Annotated in this window: 16 protein-coding genes; 8 read left to right on the top strand and 8 right to left on the bottom strand. The window is 63.3% G+C overall.

Annotated features, from left to right (window positions below; genetic code table 11):
• Positions 1-72: 72 nt before the first annotated feature.
• Both ahpC and ahpF read left to right on the top strand, forming a co-directional pair.
• Positions 73-636 (top strand): alkyl hydroperoxide reductase subunit C, encoded by a 564-nt coding sequence (gene ahpC, locus ACIP0B_RS07385; protein WP_003224621.1) that lies wholly within the window; start codon positions 73-75, stop codon positions 634-636.
• Positions 637-764: 128 nt separating this feature from the next.
• Positions 765-2,327 carry an alkyl hydroperoxide reductase subunit F gene (ahpF, locus tag ACIP0B_RS07380; protein WP_400830864.1) on the top strand — a complete coding sequence of 521 codons (1,563 nt, stop codon included), beginning with the start codon at positions 765-767 and terminating at the stop codon, positions 2,325-2,327.
• Between the two features lie 63 nt (positions 2,328-2,390).
• Here ahpF and gloA read toward each other — a convergent pair whose 3' ends face one another.
• Positions 2,391-2,912, bottom strand: coding sequence for a lactoylglutathione lyase (gene gloA / locus ACIP0B_RS07375; protein ID WP_085583898.1), 522 nt, complete (start codon positions 2,910-2,912; stop codon positions 2,391-2,393).
• Positions 2,913-3,052: 140 nt separating this feature from the next.
• Between gloA and ACIP0B_RS07370 the strand changes: the two genes are divergently transcribed.
• Positions 3,053-3,571 (top strand): DUF4946 domain-containing protein, encoded by a 519-nt coding sequence (locus ACIP0B_RS07370; protein ID WP_400830863.1) that lies wholly within the window; start codon positions 3,053-3,055, stop codon positions 3,569-3,571.
• 211 nt (positions 3,572-3,782) lie between these two features.
• On the opposite strand, the gene ACIP0B_RS07365 is transcribed toward ACIP0B_RS07370, so the two are convergent.
• The 3 genes from ACIP0B_RS07365 to ACIP0B_RS07355 form a co-directional block, all read right to left on the bottom strand.
• Positions 3,783-4,148 carry a histone-like nucleoid-structuring protein, MvaT/MvaU family gene (locus tag ACIP0B_RS07365; protein WP_400830968.1) on the bottom strand — a complete coding sequence of 122 codons (366 nt, stop codon included), beginning with the start codon at positions 4,146-4,148 and terminating at the stop codon, positions 3,783-3,785.
• Between the two features lie 236 nt (positions 4,149-4,384).
• Entirely contained in the window at positions 4,385-5,920 is a 1,536-nt protein-coding gene (locus ACIP0B_RS07360) for an EAL domain-containing protein (RefSeq protein ID WP_400830862.1), read from the bottom strand.
• Positions 5,921-6,023: 103 nt separating this feature from the next.
• A complete protein-coding gene (locus tag ACIP0B_RS07355) occupies positions 6,024-6,896 on the bottom strand; it encodes a LysR family transcriptional regulator (protein ID WP_400830860.1) in 873 nt (290 codons plus the stop codon).
• Positions 6,897-6,973: 77 nt separating this feature from the next.
• On the opposite strand from ACIP0B_RS07355, the gene ACIP0B_RS07350 reads away from it, so the two are divergent.
• Both ACIP0B_RS07350 and hppD read left to right on the top strand, forming a co-directional pair.
• On the top strand, positions 6,974-7,921 hold the full coding sequence (locus tag ACIP0B_RS07350; RefSeq protein WP_400830859.1) for a DMT family transporter: 948 nt from the start codon (positions 6,974-6,976) through the stop codon (positions 7,919-7,921).
• 246 nt (positions 7,922-8,167) lie between these two features.
• Positions 8,168-9,244: a 4-hydroxyphenylpyruvate dioxygenase gene (hppD, locus tag ACIP0B_RS07345; RefSeq protein ID WP_400830857.1), complete on the top strand. Its 1,077-nt coding sequence runs from the start codon at positions 8,168-8,170 to the stop codon at positions 9,242-9,244.
• A gap of 90 nt (positions 9,245-9,334) precedes the next feature.
• Here hppD and rarD read toward each other — a convergent pair whose 3' ends face one another.
• From rarD to ACIP0B_RS07330, 3 genes are all read right to left on the bottom strand, one after another.
• Positions 9,335-10,216 (bottom strand): EamA family transporter RarD, encoded by an 882-nt coding sequence (rarD, locus tag ACIP0B_RS07340; protein ID WP_400830856.1) that lies wholly within the window; start codon positions 10,214-10,216, stop codon positions 9,335-9,337.
• A gap of 276 nt (positions 10,217-10,492) precedes the next feature.
• Positions 10,493-11,506, bottom strand: coding sequence for an aldo/keto reductase (locus tag ACIP0B_RS07335; RefSeq protein ID WP_400830855.1), 1,014 nt, complete (start codon positions 11,504-11,506; stop codon positions 10,493-10,495).
• A 68-nt stretch (positions 11,507-11,574) separates the two neighbouring features.
• On the bottom strand, positions 11,575-12,474 hold the full coding sequence (locus ACIP0B_RS07330; RefSeq protein WP_400830853.1) for a LysR family transcriptional regulator: 900 nt from the start codon (positions 12,472-12,474) through the stop codon (positions 11,575-11,577).
• A 100-nt stretch (positions 12,475-12,574) separates the two neighbouring features.
• Here ACIP0B_RS07330 and ACIP0B_RS07325 point away from each other — a divergent pair, with 100 nt between their 5' ends.
• Both ACIP0B_RS07325 and ACIP0B_RS07320 read left to right on the top strand, forming a co-directional pair.
• Positions 12,575-13,288 carry an SDR family oxidoreductase gene (locus ACIP0B_RS07325; protein ID WP_400830852.1) on the top strand — a complete coding sequence of 238 codons (714 nt, stop codon included), beginning with the start codon at positions 12,575-12,577 and terminating at the stop codon, positions 13,286-13,288.
• Positions 13,285-13,650 (top strand): hypothetical protein, encoded by a 366-nt coding sequence (locus ACIP0B_RS07320; RefSeq protein WP_400830851.1) that lies wholly within the window; start codon positions 13,285-13,287, stop codon positions 13,648-13,650. Before ACIP0B_RS07325 ends, ACIP0B_RS07320 begins: the two co-directional genes overlap by 4 nt.
• Positions 13,651-13,735: 85 nt before the next feature.
• On the opposite strand, the gene ACIP0B_RS07315 is transcribed toward ACIP0B_RS07320, so the two are convergent.
• Positions 13,736-15,046 carry an MFS transporter gene (locus tag ACIP0B_RS07315; protein WP_400830849.1) on the bottom strand — a complete coding sequence of 437 codons (1,311 nt, stop codon included), beginning with the start codon at positions 15,044-15,046 and terminating at the stop codon, positions 13,736-13,738.
• A 170-nt stretch (positions 15,047-15,216) separates the two neighbouring features.
• Between ACIP0B_RS07315 and ACIP0B_RS07310 the strand changes: the two genes are divergently transcribed.
• Positions 15,217-16,326 carry a sugar diacid recognition domain-containing protein gene (locus ACIP0B_RS07310; protein ID WP_400830848.1) on the top strand — a complete coding sequence of 370 codons (1,110 nt, stop codon included), beginning with the start codon at positions 15,217-15,219 and terminating at the stop codon, positions 16,324-16,326.
• The last annotated feature ends 224 nt before the right edge of the window (positions 16,327-16,550 follow it).

Genomic DNA, 16,550 nt, shown 5'->3' with positions numbered 1-16,550 from the left:
CAATGAGCCATCCGTCGAGCGTGTGGGTAGGATTCACCCATCAACTTCACAACCCCTGACGGAGAGTCATCAATGCCTATCATCAACAGCCAAGTAAAACCGTTCAAAGCTACCGCGTTCAAAAACGGCGACTTCGTTCAAGTCTCGGACGCTGACCTGAAAGGCAAATGGTCGGTCGTGTTCTTCTACCCAGCCGACTTCACCTTCGTTTGCCCGACCGAGCTGGAAGACCTGGCCGACAACTACGCTGCCTTCCAGAAGCTGGGCGTAGAGATCTACAGCGTTTCCACCGACACCCATTTCGCCCACGCTGCCTGGCACAACACTTCGCCAGCCATCGGCAAAATCGAATACACCATGATCGGCGACCCGACCCACGTCATCTCCCGCAACTTCGACGTGCTGATCGAAGAAGCCGGCCTGGCGGATCGCGGCACCTTCGTGATCAACCCAGAAGGCCAGATCAAGATCGTTGAACTGAACGACGGCGGCGTCGGCCGTGACGCTTCCGAGCTGCTGCGCAAGATCAAGGCCGCTCAGTACGTCGCTGCCCACCCAGGCGAAGTCTGCCCAGCCAAGTGGAAAGAAGGCGAGGCCACTCTGGCTCCGTCCCTGGACCTGGTCGGCAAGATCTAAGTCTGTGACACGCAACGCAGGGCGGAACTCCGCACCTACTTAAGTAAGCTGCACCGCCCAACAGAAAAGCCCGGGCGAGATCCGCTCGGGCTTTTTTTCGCCTCAAACAAAGTCAGGAGATCGCCCGTATGTTGGACGCCAATCTTAAATCCCAGTTGAAATCGTACCTGGAACGGGTCACCCAGCCGATCGAGATCGTTGCTTCCCTCGACGACGGTGCGAAATCCCGTGAAATGCTTGAACTGCTGAAAGACGTTGCCAGTCTTTCGAGCCAAATCACCCTGATCGACAACGGTAACGATGCCCGCAAGCCGTCGTTCTCGATCAACCGCCCAGGTGCCGACATCAGTCTGCGTTTCGCCGGCATTCCGATGGGCCACGAATTCACCTCGCTGGTGCTGGCCCTGCTGCAGGTCGGCGGCCACCCATCGAAAGCCAGTGCCGAAGTAATCGAGCAGATCCGCTCGCTCAAAGGCGAATTCAACTTCGAAACGTACTTCTCGCTGTCGTGCCAGAACTGCCCGGACGTCGTCCAGGCACTGAACCTGATGGCGGTGCTGAACCCGAACATCCGCCACGTCGCCATCGACGGCGCGCTGTTCCAGGACGAAGTCAGCGATCGCAAGATCATGGCCGTGCCGAGCATTTACCTGAACGGTGAGAACTTCGGTCAGGGCCGCATGGGCCTTGAGGAAATCCTCGCCAAACTCGACACCGGCGCCATCGAGCGTCAGGCCGAGAAAATCAGCGCCAAGGAAGCCTTTGACGTATTGGTGGTCGGCGGTGGCCCGGCCGGTGCTTCGGCGGCCATCTACGCAGCCCGCAAAGGCATCCGCACCGGTGTGGCGGCCGAGCGCTTCGGCGGTCAGGTGCTGGACACCATGGCCATCGAGAACTTCATTTCCGTACAGGAGACCGAAGGCCCGAAACTGGCGGTTGCGCTGGAGGAACACGTCAAGCAATACGACGTGGACATCATGAACCTGCAACGCGCCGACAAGCTGATCCCGGGCAAGAACGGCGAGCTGCATGAAGTCCGTTTCGCCAGCGGCGCAAGCCTCAAGGCCAAGAGCGTGATCCTGGCCACCGGTGCGCGCTGGAGGGAAATGAACGTGCCGGGCGAGCAGGAATACCGCAACAAAGGCGTGGCGTACTGCCCGCACTGCGACGGCCCGTTGTTCAAGGGCAAGCGCGTGGCGGTGATCGGAGGCGGCAACTCCGGCGTGGAAGCGGCCATCGACCTGGCCGGCATCGTGGCCCACGTGACCCTGCTGGAGTTCGACGTGCAGTTGCGGGCCGACGCGGTGCTGCAGCGCAAGCTGCACAGCCTGCCGAACGTGACCGTGATCACCAGCGCGCAAACCACTGAGGTCACCGGTGACGGTCAGAAGGTCAACGGCTTGCGCTACAAGGATCGTCAGTCGGACGAACTGCGCAGTGTCGAACTGGAAGGGATCTTCGTGCAGATCGGTCTGCTGCCCAACACCGACTGGCTCAAGGGCACCATCGAGCTGTCGCCGCGCGGCGAGATCATCGTCGATAACCGGGGTGAAACGTCGGTCCACGGTATCTTCGCCGCCGGCGATGTGACCACCGTGCCGTACAAGCAGATCGTGATTGCGGTGGGCGAGGGCGCCAAGGCCTCCCTGAGCGCGTTCGATCACCTGATCCGCACGTCGGCCCCGGCATAAGCCTTGAGCCTGAAACGACAAACCCCATGATCGCTCATGGGGTTTGTCGTTTTCGGGTGTTTCTTACAGCGGTGCCGGCTGGATGATTTCGACCCAGTAGCCGTCCGGATCCTTGATGAACGCCAGGCTCTTCATGCGGCCGTCGGTCAGGCGCTTCTGGAAGTCGCAGCCCAGTTCCTCGAAACGCTCGCAGGCGGCGACGATGTCCGGCACCGAGATGCAGATGTGGCCGAAACCGCGCGGGTCGGTGTTGCCGTTGTGGTAGGCGAAGTCCGCGTCGTTTTCCGTGCCGTGGTTATGGGTCAGCTCCAGGATGCCGGGAATCGACTTCATCCACTCGGTGCGGGCTGCCGCGTCCGCCGGGATCTGCGCCTTGTCGACCAGCGCCAGGAAGTACAGGCTGAATTCGGCTTCCGGGAAGTCGCGCTTTTCCACCAGCGAGAAGCCGAGCACGCGGGTGTAGAAGTCCAGCGACCGGGTGATGTCTTTTACGCGCAGCATGGTGTGGTTGAAGACGAAGTTGCGGGTTGCGCTGTCCGGGGTGGCGGTGACGCCGGGGAAAGTGTTCAGTTCGTGCAGGCTCATGGGCCCTCCGTGATGAGTGGGGCGAGTGAATGGGGCAATGATACGCATGCCTCGGGACATCGCCAAACCTCACGTGCAGGCTTGCCCTGCGGGCGGGCGGGGCTCAGACTGGTCGGCTACGTCTGCCGGTGCCCTTTGCGATGATCCGTCCGTTCACATCGTTGTTCGTTTTCCTTGGCTTGTCGCTGAGTGCGGCCGCAGCGTTCGCCCAGGCACCGGAGATTGCCTGGCCGGCCGGTTGGCAGGTTGAGGCGTTGCCTGAAACTTCGCCGCAGGTCTCGCGTCAGCGTGCGGTGAAGACCGACGCAGAGGGCAATCAGGTGATGGTGATGGAATTGACCATGACCCACGTGGAAAGCGGCCATCAGGTCAATCTTCAGGGGGTGTTGCTGGAGATGCGCAAGTCCGTGCAGAAGGACTTTTTCCAGGGCGGTTACCAGAGCGTTTGCACCAGGGTTCATCCGTCGGTGCTGGGTTCGCTGTCCGCACTTGAGACCACCTGCACGGTCACCGAAAACGGCAGGCATGTGTTGTCGCAAACATTGGTGGCGGCGGTCGATGCGCAGAACGCCTATGTACTTTCGTATGCCGGACAGGCGGAAGTCTTCAAGCAGAGTGCGGATGAAGTAGCGGCAGTACGTAACGGCTTGAAACTTTAATCCTGACCCATCGGTCTGCATCGTTTCAGGTGCCCGAAAGGATTAAGCATAAAGATAGTCGGTGAATGCCCCGGCAATCTCCTGATGCAATTCTTTCGCTGCTGCCGCCAGGGTGCCCGATCAACTTTTCAAACGGCATTCGTTGCATTTGTTAAATATTGTCCATAAAAAAAGCCCTGCATCGGCAGGGCTTTTTCTGTTGGCGCAAGAATCAGCCGCGCAACCACGAATCGACGGTGGCTGCACCGTATTGTTCTTTCCAGGCTTTCAGGCCGCGGTGGTTGCCGCCCTTGGTCTCGATCAGTTCGCCGGTGTGCGGGTTCTGATAGACCTTGACCACGCGGGCGCGGCGGGTCTTTGGCGCTGCCGGCGCTTGCAGGCCGGATTTTGCCGAGCTCGGATCGAGGATGGCGATGATGTCCTTCAGGTTTTTGCCGTAGGTCTTCATCAAGCCCTGGAGCTTCTCTTCGAATTCGATTTCTTTTTTGAGCCCGGCATCGTTCTTCAGCGATTCCAGCTGTTTGAGCTGCTCCTGAAGGGCTTTTTCAGCTGCACGAAATTCAGCGAGTCTGGACAATATCGTTACTCCAATAGTGTGTTTGGCTGATACCAACCGCAAACAAAGCCGTAAGACGTCAGCCTTGAAGCGACTCGGTGATAATTTGGCTCACCTGTCCATCTTGCAACAGGTAAGAAAAATTGTAGTTGTTAATGCCTCAAGAGTAAATCCTGACTTTTTCTTCATGTAACCTTCGTGCCGTTTTGTATCAAATTGGTGCGGCAAGTCGCCGTCGGCTGGGTTAGTGCGCTTAATTAACGGTGAGTTAACGCGTTAATGAAATCCGCCGCCGGCAGAGGTTTTCCGAACAGGTAACCTTGCAGGAAGTTGACGTGATGTAACGTCAGGTATTGGCTTTGCGCCTCTGTTTCCACGCCTTCGGCGACGATGCCCAGATCCAGCTTGGCGCACAGTTCGATGATGCTGTCCAGGATGTGCCGGGACAACGCGTCCAGGCCGATCATGGCGACGAAGCTCTGGTCGATCTTCAGGAAGTCGACGTTGAACGTGCGCAGGTAAGTCAGGCTCGAGTGGCCGGTGCCGAAGTCGTCGATGGCGATCTTCACGCCCGCCTCGCGCAGTTCGGCGAAGAGGCGATGGGTGATGTCGGTGGGCTCGATCAGCTCGCGTTCGGTGAGTTCCAGCACCAGATGGATGCTGCCCGGTTCGAATGCGGCGAGGAACTCGCGGCAGTCCTGCACCAGCTCCAGATCCTGGCAGTGACGGGCGCTGATGTTGATGCCGATGTGAAAAGGGCTGGCGAACGAAGGCGAGATCGGCCCCAGCAAGGCCGCGGTCTGCTGCATCAGCGAGCGGGTCATCGGCACGATCAGGCCGGAGTGCTCGGCAAAGGGAATGAACAGGTCCGGGCGGACCAGGCCCTCCTTGGGGTGGTTCCAGCGCATCAGCACTTCAGTGCCCGACCATTGCTTGGTGTCGCCGTGGACGACCGGTTGGAAGTAGGGGATGAACTCTCCGGCCTCCAGGGCGCGAAGCATTTCATGGCTGGGCGAAGTGGAGCGCTTCTGCACGATGTAACCGATGGCCCCGGACACCGCGCCGAAAAACATCAGCAGGCTGAACAGCGGCGGGTACTCGTCAATCATGTAACGCCAGGTTTCGCCTTCGGGAAAGCCTGCCGACACGGTGAAGGCATAGTGCGATGAATTCTGCGTGCTTTGCGCCACCGGCAGGACGGGGAGGGCGCCCAGGTGCACTTTGCCGTCGGCGGACAGCCAATTGTTGCCCACTTGCAGCACCAGCAGGGTCTGCCGTCCGATCAGGCGCAGGATGTTGCTCAGGTGATAGCCGTCCAGCGTTGTCAGCGCACCGCCTTGGCCATCGCTCAGCCGGTACACCAGCAGCGCTGTGTTGGGCGTCACCGGGTTGCCGTTCATGAGCCACAGCTTGCCCTGGGTGTAGTCGCCGGGGTTGACGGCTTCCTTGAAGTGGCCGAACAGCGAGCTGCAATAGAGGTTGTTGTCCCACACCAGATTGGTCGAGCGCACGAAGGGGCGGCGGGTGACCTGTTCGCGCAAGGCCAACTGCGCCGTGTCGCAGGGCTGGCCGGCCAGCGGCAGCAACTCACGGGCGGCCTGGGCGGTGTTGTCGAGCATCAGTTCGAACTGACGCAGGGCTTCGTCGGCGGTCTGCTCCGCGCTCTGCTCCAGCGTGCGCTCGGCCTGCAGGTAAAGAATGGCGGTGCCCGACAGGATCGGCAGCAGGCCGCAGAGCAGGGTCACGATGATCCGGGTGCTGCGGTTGCGGCGGGGTCTGACGGTCAGGGGCATTGGCGCATCCTGTCGCGGTGGGGAGCGGCGCTTGAATGCAAGGCGTCTTCCGAAAAGAGTGTCGTCAACGCCCATGATAGATGGCCGGCGGCGCCTGCGCCGTTCAACGGCGGCTCTGCCGTGTCGCCAGCTCAATGAACGCGAGGGTGGCGGGCGACGCCTGGCGCCGGTCGAGTACGGCCAAGCCCACGTGCCGCCGCACGGGGGGCGACAGCGGCCGTGTCGCGTAGCCGGCGCCGGAGGCTTTCGGCAACGAGGCCTCGGCCACGACGCTGATCGCGTCCCCGCGGCCGACCACGTCGAGCGTGCTCAGCAGTTGCGAGCAGCGATAGCGAATGTTGGGGCTCAGGCGCGCCCCGCTGAACAGGCGGGAGACTAGCTCCGAAGAGCCGGCCTCGGTGAGCACGAACGGGTCATCGCACAGGTCCTGCAGGCTCAACTCGCTTCGTGCCGTCAGCGGATGGTCGAGCGGGAGCAGGGCGACCATCTGGTCTTCGGTCAGGGCGAACGTGTCGAAGCGCTCTTGCGGCAGTACCACGAAGCCGATGTCGATCCGCCGCTCCTCCAGCCACTGGATCACTTGCCGGTCCGGCCCTTCGTCGACATGCACTTCAATGCCCGGATGGGCCTGGCGATACGCCTCCAGGATCCTGGGCAGCAACGTGATCGAAGAGGTCGGGCCGAACGAGCCGATGCGCAACGTGCCCCGTTTCATCCCACGTGCATCGGCCGCCTCCTGACGCAGCGTGTCGGCCAGCCCGAGCATGGCCCGAGCGCGCAGCAACAGTTGCTCGCCGATATCGCTCAGTTCCACTTGCGAGGTGTGCCGGCGCAGCAGTTCAACGCCCAGTTCCTGCTCCAGCGACTTCATGGCATGGGACACCGCCGATTGCGAGATGCCCAGGCGGTTGGCCGCGAGGGTGAAACCGCGCAATTCGGCCACCCGCGAGAAGATTTCCAGTTGAGTCAGGGTCATGAGCTTTTACTCATTTTACGATGATGAACAATCAATCAAATGATACGGCATCCGTTCACCTTATCGGTTGGAGTCTTATGACCCTTTATGAGCAAACCCGTCCGGCGGCATCGGACATGCCGGTGTATGTGAACCTGGCGCTGGTCAGCATGGTGTGGGGTGGCACCTGGGTGGCCGGCCGGTTTCTGGCCGGTGGCCTGAGCCCGATGTTTGCCGCCAGCCTCAGGTTCCTGCTGGCCAGCGTGGCGTTGCTGGTTTTTTTGCGGCTGGCGCGGATTCCGTTGGCCCGGCCAACCCGCCGGCAGTGGCTGCACCTGGCGGTGCTGGGGTTCTTCGGGATCTTCCTTTACAACCTGTGTTTCTTTTACGGCCTGCAATACATCAACGCGTCGCGGGCCTCGTTGATCGTGTCGCTCAACCCGGCGGTGATCGGCCTGGCGTCCTGGCTGTTGTTCAAGGAGCGGCTGGGCCGGATGAAGGTCCTCGGCATCGCGATCTGCATCGGCGGGGCAGGGACGGTGATCGTCAGCCGCAACCCGCAGTGGCTGGCCGCCTCGCCGGATGCCTGGATCGGCGATCTGCTGATCCTCGGCTGCGTCCTGGGCTGGGGCGTGTACTCGCTGTGCGCCCGCAGCCTCAACCAGAGCCTCGGCCCGGTGCAGACCGTGACGTTCTCCATCCTGCTCGGCACGTCGATGCTATGGACGTTGGCCGCCATGCGCGGGGAAGTGGACTGGGCGGCATTGGCAAGTCTCGGCGCAGCGCAATGGGGAAGCCTGATCTACCTGGGCGTGTTCGGCTCGGCGCTGGCCTACATCGGTTACTACGACGGCCTCCGCAAGATCGGCGCGACGCGCTCCGGCGTGTTCATTGCCCTCAACCCCCTGACGGCGGTGATCTTCGGCGCGCTGCTGCTCGGCGAGCGGCTGACGCCGGCGATGTGCGCGGGGGGCGCGATGGTTCTGGCGGGGATCTACCTGTGCAACAAACCCTTTGCATCGGCGCGCAAAAGGCGGATTTTATAGAGAGGGCAGACAATCCGTTTTACGCTGTGTAGAATCCGGTTACGCATACAATAATAATCGTCTTCTGGCAGCAGAAGCCTCGCCCGCAAGAGCCTTGGGTCGACAATGAAGATATTCGGGTTACAACTGATCTACGGTGACTTCCTCGCCCGCAGTGTGCGTGGCATCTCCTGTGCGCCGCCCCGCGGTCTCAGCATTACTGGCAACTAACTCTGGTTAATTGATAAGAATGATGAGGCGCCAACCATGGCAGATCTGTACGAAAACCCAATGGGCCTGATGGGCTTTGAATTCATCGAGTTCGCGTCGCCGACGCCCGGCGTCCTGGAGCCGATCTTCGAGATCATGGGCTTCACCAAGGTCGCGACCCACCGCTCCAAGAACGTGCACCTGTACCGTCAGGGCGCGATCAACCTGATCCTCAACAACGAACCCCACAGCGTCGCCTCGTACTTTGCCGCCGAGCACGGTCCCTCGGTGTGCGGCATGGCGTTCCGGGTCAAGGATTCGCAGAAGGCCTACAACCGCGCACTGGAGCTCGGCGCCCAGCCGATCCACATCGAGACCGGCCCGATGGAGCTGAACCTGCCGGCGATCAAAGGCATCGGCGGCGCGCCGCTGTACTTGATCGACCGTTTCGGCGAAGGCAGCTCGATCTACGACATCGACTTCGTGTTCCTCGAAGGCGTCGACCGTCATCCGAAAGGCGCGGGCCTGAAGATCATCGACCACCTGACCCACAACGTGTACCGCGGCCGCATGGCCTACTGGGCGAACTTCTACGAGAAGCTGTTCAACTTCCGCGAGATCCGCTACTTCGACATCAAGGGCGAATACACCGGCCTGACCTCCAAGGCGATGACCGCCCCGGACGGCATGATCCGCATCCCGCTCAACGAAGAGTCGTCCAAGGGCGCCGGCCAGATCGAAGAGTTCCTGATGCAGTTCAACGGCGAGGGCATCCAGCACGTGGCGTTCCTCACCGACGACCTGGTCAAGACCTGGGACGCGCTGAAGAAGATCGGCATGCGCTTCATGACCGCGCCGCCGGACACCTACTACGAAATGCTCGAAGGCCGCCTGCCGAACCACGGCGAACCGGTCGATCAGCTGCAGGCACGGGGCATCCTGCTCGACGGTTCGTCGGAGCCGAACGACAAGCGCCTGCTGCTGCAGATCTTCTCGGAAACCCTGATGGGCCCGGTGTTCTTCGAATTCATCCAGCGCAAGGGCGACGATGGCTTCGGCGAGGGCAACTTCAAGGCGCTGTTCGAGTCGATCGAGCGTGACCAGGTGCGTCGTGGCGTGCTGACCACCGAGTAAGGTTCGACCGATGCAAAAAAAGCCCGGCCTGCAATTCTGCAGGCCGGGCTTTTTCATGCCTTCACACATGCCCCTCTGTGGGAGCGGGGCTTACGGGCGGCGTTGGCGCATCAGGTGCTTGAAGCCTTCGAACACCAGCACCATCACCGCCATCCAGATCGGGATGTAGGTCAGCCATTCGCCGGACTTGATGCTTTCGCCCAGCAGCAGCGCCACGCCGAGCAGCAGCACCGGTTCCACGTAGCTGAGCAGGCCGAACAGGCTGAACGGCAGCAGACGGCTGGCGATGATGTACACCACCAGCGCCGAGGCGCTGATCAGGCCGAGCAGGGGAATCAGCCAGGCCAGGGCCGGGTATTGGTCGAACACGCCGAAGCCTTGCTCGCCGCCCCGCACGAACCAGTAGGCCACGGGCAGCATCAGGGTCATGTCGACCCACAAGCCGCCGAGGTTGTCCGTTTTCAGGCGTTTGCGCAGCACGAAGTACAGCGGATAGCCCACGACCACCACCAGCGTCGCCCAGGAGAAGCCGCCCACCTGATACAGCTCGTTGAGCACGCCCAGGCTGGCGAAGAACACGGCGACCTTCTGCAGGTACGACAGGCTCTCGCCGTAGGCGATCCGGCCGGTCAGCACCATGGCCAGCGGCAGCAGGAAGTAGCCCAGCGACACATCGAGGCTGTAGCCGTTGAGCGGCGCCCACATGAACAGCCACAACTGCACGCCGAGCAGGGCGGACGACAGCACCAGGCCGCCGATCAGCTTCGGCTGCCCGGCCAACCGGCGCAGCAGTTCCGCCACCCGGCGCCATTCGCCGGACAGCAGCATGAACAAGGTCATGCAGGGCACGGTCAGCAGCATCCGCCAACCGTAGATTTCCACGCCGCTCAGCGGGCTGAGCAACGAGGTGTAGAAATACATGACGGCAAACAGCGTCGAAGCCGTCACCGAGAGAGCGATACCTTTAGCCAAACTGTCCTCGCGGGTTGCAGGTCAAACGGGGCGCGCAGGATACGTGGTTTTTGTGCTGAATATTGGCCGAGTGCTCAATATTTCCCACATCGTGAAGATAAGCACAAAAACCGGGGGCGTGATTGCCTTGATCCTGCCCTGCGGCGGCCTCACTGACGCCATCGCCAGCGGGCTGGCTCACGCCTTGTTTCCAGTTGACCGCAGACCCGGCATTCAACCCGAATCCCTGTGGGAGCCAGCCTGCTGGCGATGGCGTCAGTTGAGGCAGAACAGTCCTCAGGCCGAACGCGGCCGGCGCCCCGACACGAAATGGCTCACATCGTTGAACCCCGGCGTCGAGGCATGCCCCGGCGTGACCAGCGAATCGATGAACGCCTCGTCCTCGGCCGTGATCTTCACCGCCTGGGCTTTGGTGTAGGCGTCCCATTGCGCTTCGGTGCGCGGCCCGACGATGGCCGAGGTCACGGCGCTGTTGTTCAGCACCCAGGCGATGGCGAACTCGACGATGCCCACCCCGCGGTCTTGGGTGTACTGCTGGATCTGCTGGGCGATGCGCAACGATTCCACCCGCCATTCGGTTTCCAGGATGCGCTTGTCCTGGCGGCCGGCGCGGCTGTCGGCGTCGGGTTTGACGTCCGGCGCGTACTTGCCGCTGAGCACGCCACGGGCCAGCGGGCTGTAGGGCACCACGCCCAGTCCGTAGGTCTGGGCGGCGGTGATCTGCTCGGTCTCGGCCTGGCGGTTGACGATGTTGTACAGCGGCTGGCTGATCACCGGGCGGTCGACGCCGAGCTTGTCGGCGATGCGCACCACTTCGGCGATCCGCCAGCCCCGGTAGTTCGACAGGCCCCAATAACGGATCTTGCCTTGGCGGATCAGGTCACCGATGGCCGAAACCGTGACTTCCAGCGGCGTGTTGTGGTCTTCGCGGTGCAGGTAATAGATGTCGAGGTAGTCGGTGCCGAGCCGGGTCAGGCTGGCCTCCAGGCCATTGAACAGGTGCTTGCGGCTCAAGCCGCTGCGGTTCGGCACGCCGTCTGCCGGACCGAAGCCGACCTTGGTCGCCAGCACCCATTCGTGGCGGTGGCGGGCGATGGCCTCGCCGACGATCTCTTCCGAGCGGCCGTTGGTGTAGACGTCGGCGGTGTCGATGAAGTTGATGCCCTGATCCCAGGCCTTGTCGATGATGCGCAGCGACTCGTCCGCGTCGGTCTGCTCGCCGAACATCATGGTGCCGAGGGTGAGGGTGGACACCTGCAGACCCGAGTGCCCCAAAGTGCGAAAGCTCATGCCGAATTCCTTTTGCCGGAGGGAAAGCCTCCATCAAATACCAGAAGCGTCCGGAGCGGCAAAGTGAATTATCGGCTCAACGTTCCACAGCGCTCGCGCAGGAACGCCTGCAGCACCTTGACCCGCTCCGACACCTGCACCCGGTGCGGGCACAGCAGGTTGAACGGCACGCTTTCGCCTTGCCAGTCATCGAACAGCGTCACCAGCCGTCCGGCGCGCACGTCTTCGGCCACATCCAGCCAGGCCTTGTAGGCGATGCCGTGCCCGGCGAGCGCCCAGCGGCGGGCGACTTCGCCGTCGTCGCTGAGGTAGTCGCCTTGCACTTCGACCTCCAGGGTCTCGTCGCCGCGACTGAAGCGCCAGACGTTGTACGGCCGGCCGTTGCGCAGGTAGATCAGGGCGCTATGTCCGCCCAGTTCGCCGGGGTGCTGCGGCGATCCGTGGCGGGCCACATAGGCGGGACTGGCGCAGGCCACGCGACGGTGGTCGGGCAGGATCGGCAGCGCCACCAGCGTCGAATCGCCGGGCACGCCGAAGCGCAGCGCCACGTCGACCGTCTCGCGGAACAGGTCCGCGTGGCGGTCGTTGAGCAGCAGCTGCAACTGGATGTGCGGGTGCTCGCGCTTGAAATCGTCCAGCCACGGCAGCAGTACGTTGCGCCCGAAGTCCGACGGCGCCGCCAGTTGCAGGACGCCGCTCAAGCCTTCGGCCTGTTGCTTGAGCGCCAGTTCGCCCTCGGCCAGCGTGGCCAGGGCCAGGCGCACGCTGTCGAGGTAACGCCGGCCTTCTTCGGTCAGGCGCATGCTGCGGGTGGAGCGGGCGAACAGGCGGATGCCCAGGCGCGTCTCCAGACGCTTCAGCGCGATGCTGGCCGCTGCCGGCGTGAGTTCCAGCGTCCGGGCGGCGGCGGAGATGCTGCCGGAGTCGGCGGTGCGGACGAAGATCTCCAGATCGAGTATCGAGCTCATTGGTAAAAATCCTTTAAAGATCCTTCCGATTTACCGGGATTTTTCTTCGATTGGCAACCGGAGAAGATGGAATCTCCTAAAGCCCAGCGGAGCCACTGTCATGAAACCACTCGAATCTTCCTTGCGCGGTCAGACCGTCGTCGTCATCGGCGGCAGCAGCGGCATCGGCGCCGCCGTCGCTTCTGGCGCTGCCGCGCGCGGCGCCCGTGTCTACGCGGTCGGCCGACGGAGCGATGCCGGCGGCGCCGGCGACATCCGTCAGGCGTCGGCCGACATCACCGATGACGCGTCGTTGCGCCAGTTGTTCGAACGCATCGGCGCTTTCGATCACCTGGTGATCACCGCAGGCCCGAACGTCAGCGCCAAGCCCCTGGCCGACAGTGACCTGCTGCACGCGCAACAGGCGTTCGACGTGAAGTTCTGGGGCGCGGTGCGCTCGATCCGGCAGGCGCTGCCGTACCTGAGCGAGCGGGGCAGCATCACCCTGACGTCCGGTCTGCTGTCGCGCAAGTTCGTGGCCGGGCAGTTCATCAAGACCACCCTGAACGCAGCGCTTGAGGCGCTGGCCAAACAGTTGGCCAAGGAGCTGGCGCCGCGCCGGGTCAATGTGGTCAGCCCCGGCGTGACCGAGACCGAAGCCTACGCCGGCATGGACGACAGCCAGCGTGCGGCGATGTTCGCCCGTACTTCGGCGGCGTTGCCGGTGGGCCGTATCGGTACGCCGCAAGACTTGGCCGCCGCCTTCATGCTGGCGATGGAAAACGGCTTCATCAGCGGCAGCATCATCGACGTCGATGGAGGCGGGCTGTTATGACCTGGCATTTCGACCACCTGGCGTTCAGCACGCCGGACGGGCAAGCGGTGCAGGACGCTTTCGATGGATTGCTGGGGCTCAAGCCGGGACGGCGGCCGCCGTTTCCGTTTCCCGGCCGCTGGCTGTACCAGGACGCCCAGGCGGTGGTGCATGTGATCGAGCAGCCTTCGCTGGAGGAAACGGCGCTGAGCCACATCGCCTTTCGCACCGATGATGACGCGGCGCTCGTGCTCAAGCGGGTGCAGGCCAGTGGTCGGCCGTATCAGGTGGCGCAGGTGCCGGAGGACGGGATCTGGCAGATCTTTGTGCAGATGCCCGGCGGGCTGGTGATCGAGCTCGACGCGAACGCGGCGACGCTATGAAAGCGCTGTGGTGAGGGAACTTGCTTGCGTCGGGCTGCAATGCGTCTGCTTCGCAGCCGAGCGGGAGCAAGCTCCCTCGCCACGACTATGCCCGCAACGTGCGCGTCATGCGCAGCGCCAACAGGCTGCCGCCGACGATAACGCCCGCCAGCAGGTACAGCGCCGCATCGGTCGAGCCGGTGCTGTCCTTGACCCAGCCCACCAGGTACGGGCTCAGGAAACCGGCCATCTGGCCCATGGAGTTGATCAAAGCCAGGCCGCCTGCCGCCGCGCCGGCGCTGAGCATCGCCGTCGGCACCGGCCAGAACATCGGCAGGCCGGTGAGGGCGCCCATGGTGGCGAGGGTCAGGCCGAGGATGGCGATGGCCGGGTTGGCGGCGAAGTTCACCGCGATCAGCAGGCCGGCGGCGCCCATCAGCATCGGCACCACCAGGTGCCAGCGGCGCTCTTTGCGCAGGTCCGCCGAGCGGCCGACCATCAGCATGAACAGTGCCGCCAGCAGGTACGGGATCGCGCTCAGCCAGCCGATCACCAGGTTGTCGCTGAAGCCCAGGTTCTTGATGATCGACGGCAGCCAGAAGTTGATCGCGTACACGCCGCTCTGGATGCAGAAGTAGATCAGGCCGAACGCCCAGATCGCCGGGTTCTTGAACACCGCGACCAGCGAATCGGAAGCGGTCTTCGGCTTGTTCGCCAGGTCTTCGGCCTGGTCGGCCTCCAGCACCCTGCGCTCTTGCGGGCTCAGCCACTTGGCGTTGGCGAAGCTGTCGCTGAGCAGGAAATAGGCGAGCACGCCCAGCACCACCGTCGGGATGCCTTGCAGCAGGAACATCCACTGCCAGCCGGCCAGGCCGCCCTGGCCTGCGGCGAAGTGGTTGAGGATCCAGCCGGAGAACGGGCTGCCGAGCAGGCCCGAGACCGGGATCGCCGACATGAACAACGCCATGATCCGCCCGCGGCGGAACGTCGGGAACCACTGCGAGAGGTACAGCACCACGCCGGGGAAGAACCCGGCTTCGGCGGCGCCGGTGAACAGGCGCAGGGTGTAGAACTGGGTCGGGGTGGTGACGAACAGAAGGCAGGTCGACAGCGTGCCCCAGGTGATCATCATCAGGGCGATCCAGCGCCGCGGGCCGAACCTGGTCAGGGCCAGGTTGCTCGGCACGCCGCACAGCACGTAGCCGATGAAGAAGATCCCGGCGCCGAGGCCGTAGACGGTTTCGCTGAACTTCAGCGCGTCGAGCATCTGCAGCTTGGCGAAGCCGACGTTCACCCGGTCGAGGTAGTTGAACAGGTAGCAGATGAAGATGAAGGGGATCAAACGCAGGGTGATGCGTTTGTAGACGGCATTTTTGTCGTCAGCGATGGCCTGGACAGCTGCGGCGCTCTGTGACATGGCGACTCTCTCTTTATTATGATTTTTTGCGATGCAAGGGTAACGTTGATCGCCCTGAGAGTCTCGGCCACCTTTGGCCGGATTGTCTTTGTGCCTGAGCACAGGGTTTGTCGCCGGACCCTGTGCGGGTGAACAACCGTCCGCGCCCGTTTTCAAGGATTCTGCCCACTATGTTCGAACTCGATCACGACCTCGCGCAGGACATCGTCGACCGGGCCATGGCCATTCTGCCCTACAACGTCAATGTCATGGACAGCCAGGGGCTGATCCTGGGCAGCGGCGAGCCGGAGCGCATCAACACCCGCCACGAGGGCGCGCAACTGGTGCTGGCCAACGGCCGGGTGGTGGAGATCGACGCCCAGACCGCCGTGCACCTCAAGGGCGTGCAGCCTGGCATCAACCTGCCGTTGATGCTCGACGGCCGGCTGATCGGCGTGCTCGGCATCACCGGCGAGCCGGAGCCACTGCGCACCTACGCCGAACTGGTGCGCATGACCGCCGAAATGCTGGTGGGCCAGCGCAACCAGCAGGCCGAGCAGCAGTGGCGGCGCCAGCGCTGCGATGACCTGCTGGCGCTGCTGCTGAGCGAGGCGGGGGATTCGCCGCGGCTGGTGGACGAAGCGCAGCAGCTGGGGCTCAAGCCGCAGTTGACGCGGGTGCCGTACCTGTTCGAGCTGGGCCTGGAGCAGGGCGCGGGGCAAACGGTGGAGGCCCTCGGTGGCTGGCTGATGTCGCGCTACCCGGACAGCTGGTGCGTGAGTTCGGCCAAGTCGTCGCTGCTGTGGTGCCGTCCGGCCGGGCAGGCGCTGGAGCATGACCGCTTGCTGGAAAAGCTCGACGGGCAGGGCTGGAACATCCTGCGCATCGCCGTGGGCGGGCAGGCCGACGGGCTGGCTGGGCTGCGCCGCTGCTACCGGCGGGTCGGCGACCTGCTGGCGTATGGCCGCGAGGTGCTGCCCAATTCGCGGCTGCTCAAGCTCGACCGCTACCGCCTGCCGGTGATGCTCTGGCGGCACCGCAACGACGACGCCCTCGATGAACTGCTCAAGCCGCTGCGCAAGGTGATCGCCAAGGACAGCAACGGCCAGTTGCTGGCGACGCTGCGCAGCTGGTGCGAGCACGACGGCCAGAGCCAGGCCTGCGCCGACGCGCTGGGCATCCACCGCAACAGCCTGCGTTACCGCATGGAGCGGATCGCCGAACTGAGCGGGGTGGATCCGCTGCGGCTGGACGGGATGCTGGCGCTGTACCTGGGGGTGCAGCTGTTGCCGCAGGGCTGAGAAGCACCGCCAAACCCTGCGCAAGCTTGCCTGCAAGCGAAGAGGCCAGTTCAGCTGACATCTCTGTTGCCTGACCCACCGCTATCGCTGGCAAGCCAGCTCCCACAGGTATCCCCGGCGCCCGTAAAATCCAGGCACACCACAAAAAACTGTAGGAGCTTGCCTGCAAGCGATGGGGCCGGCACTGCCAGCCTCTCTGCCGCCTGACCCACCGCCATCGCCAG

The sequence above is a fragment of the Pseudomonas sp. NPDC089534 genome (genome assembly GCF_044749305.1).
Lineage (GTDB): Bacteria > Pseudomonadota > Gammaproteobacteria > Pseudomonadales > Pseudomonadaceae > Aquipseudomonas > Aquipseudomonas ekonensis.
This window is presented reverse-complemented; position numbering and strand designations above follow the sequence as displayed.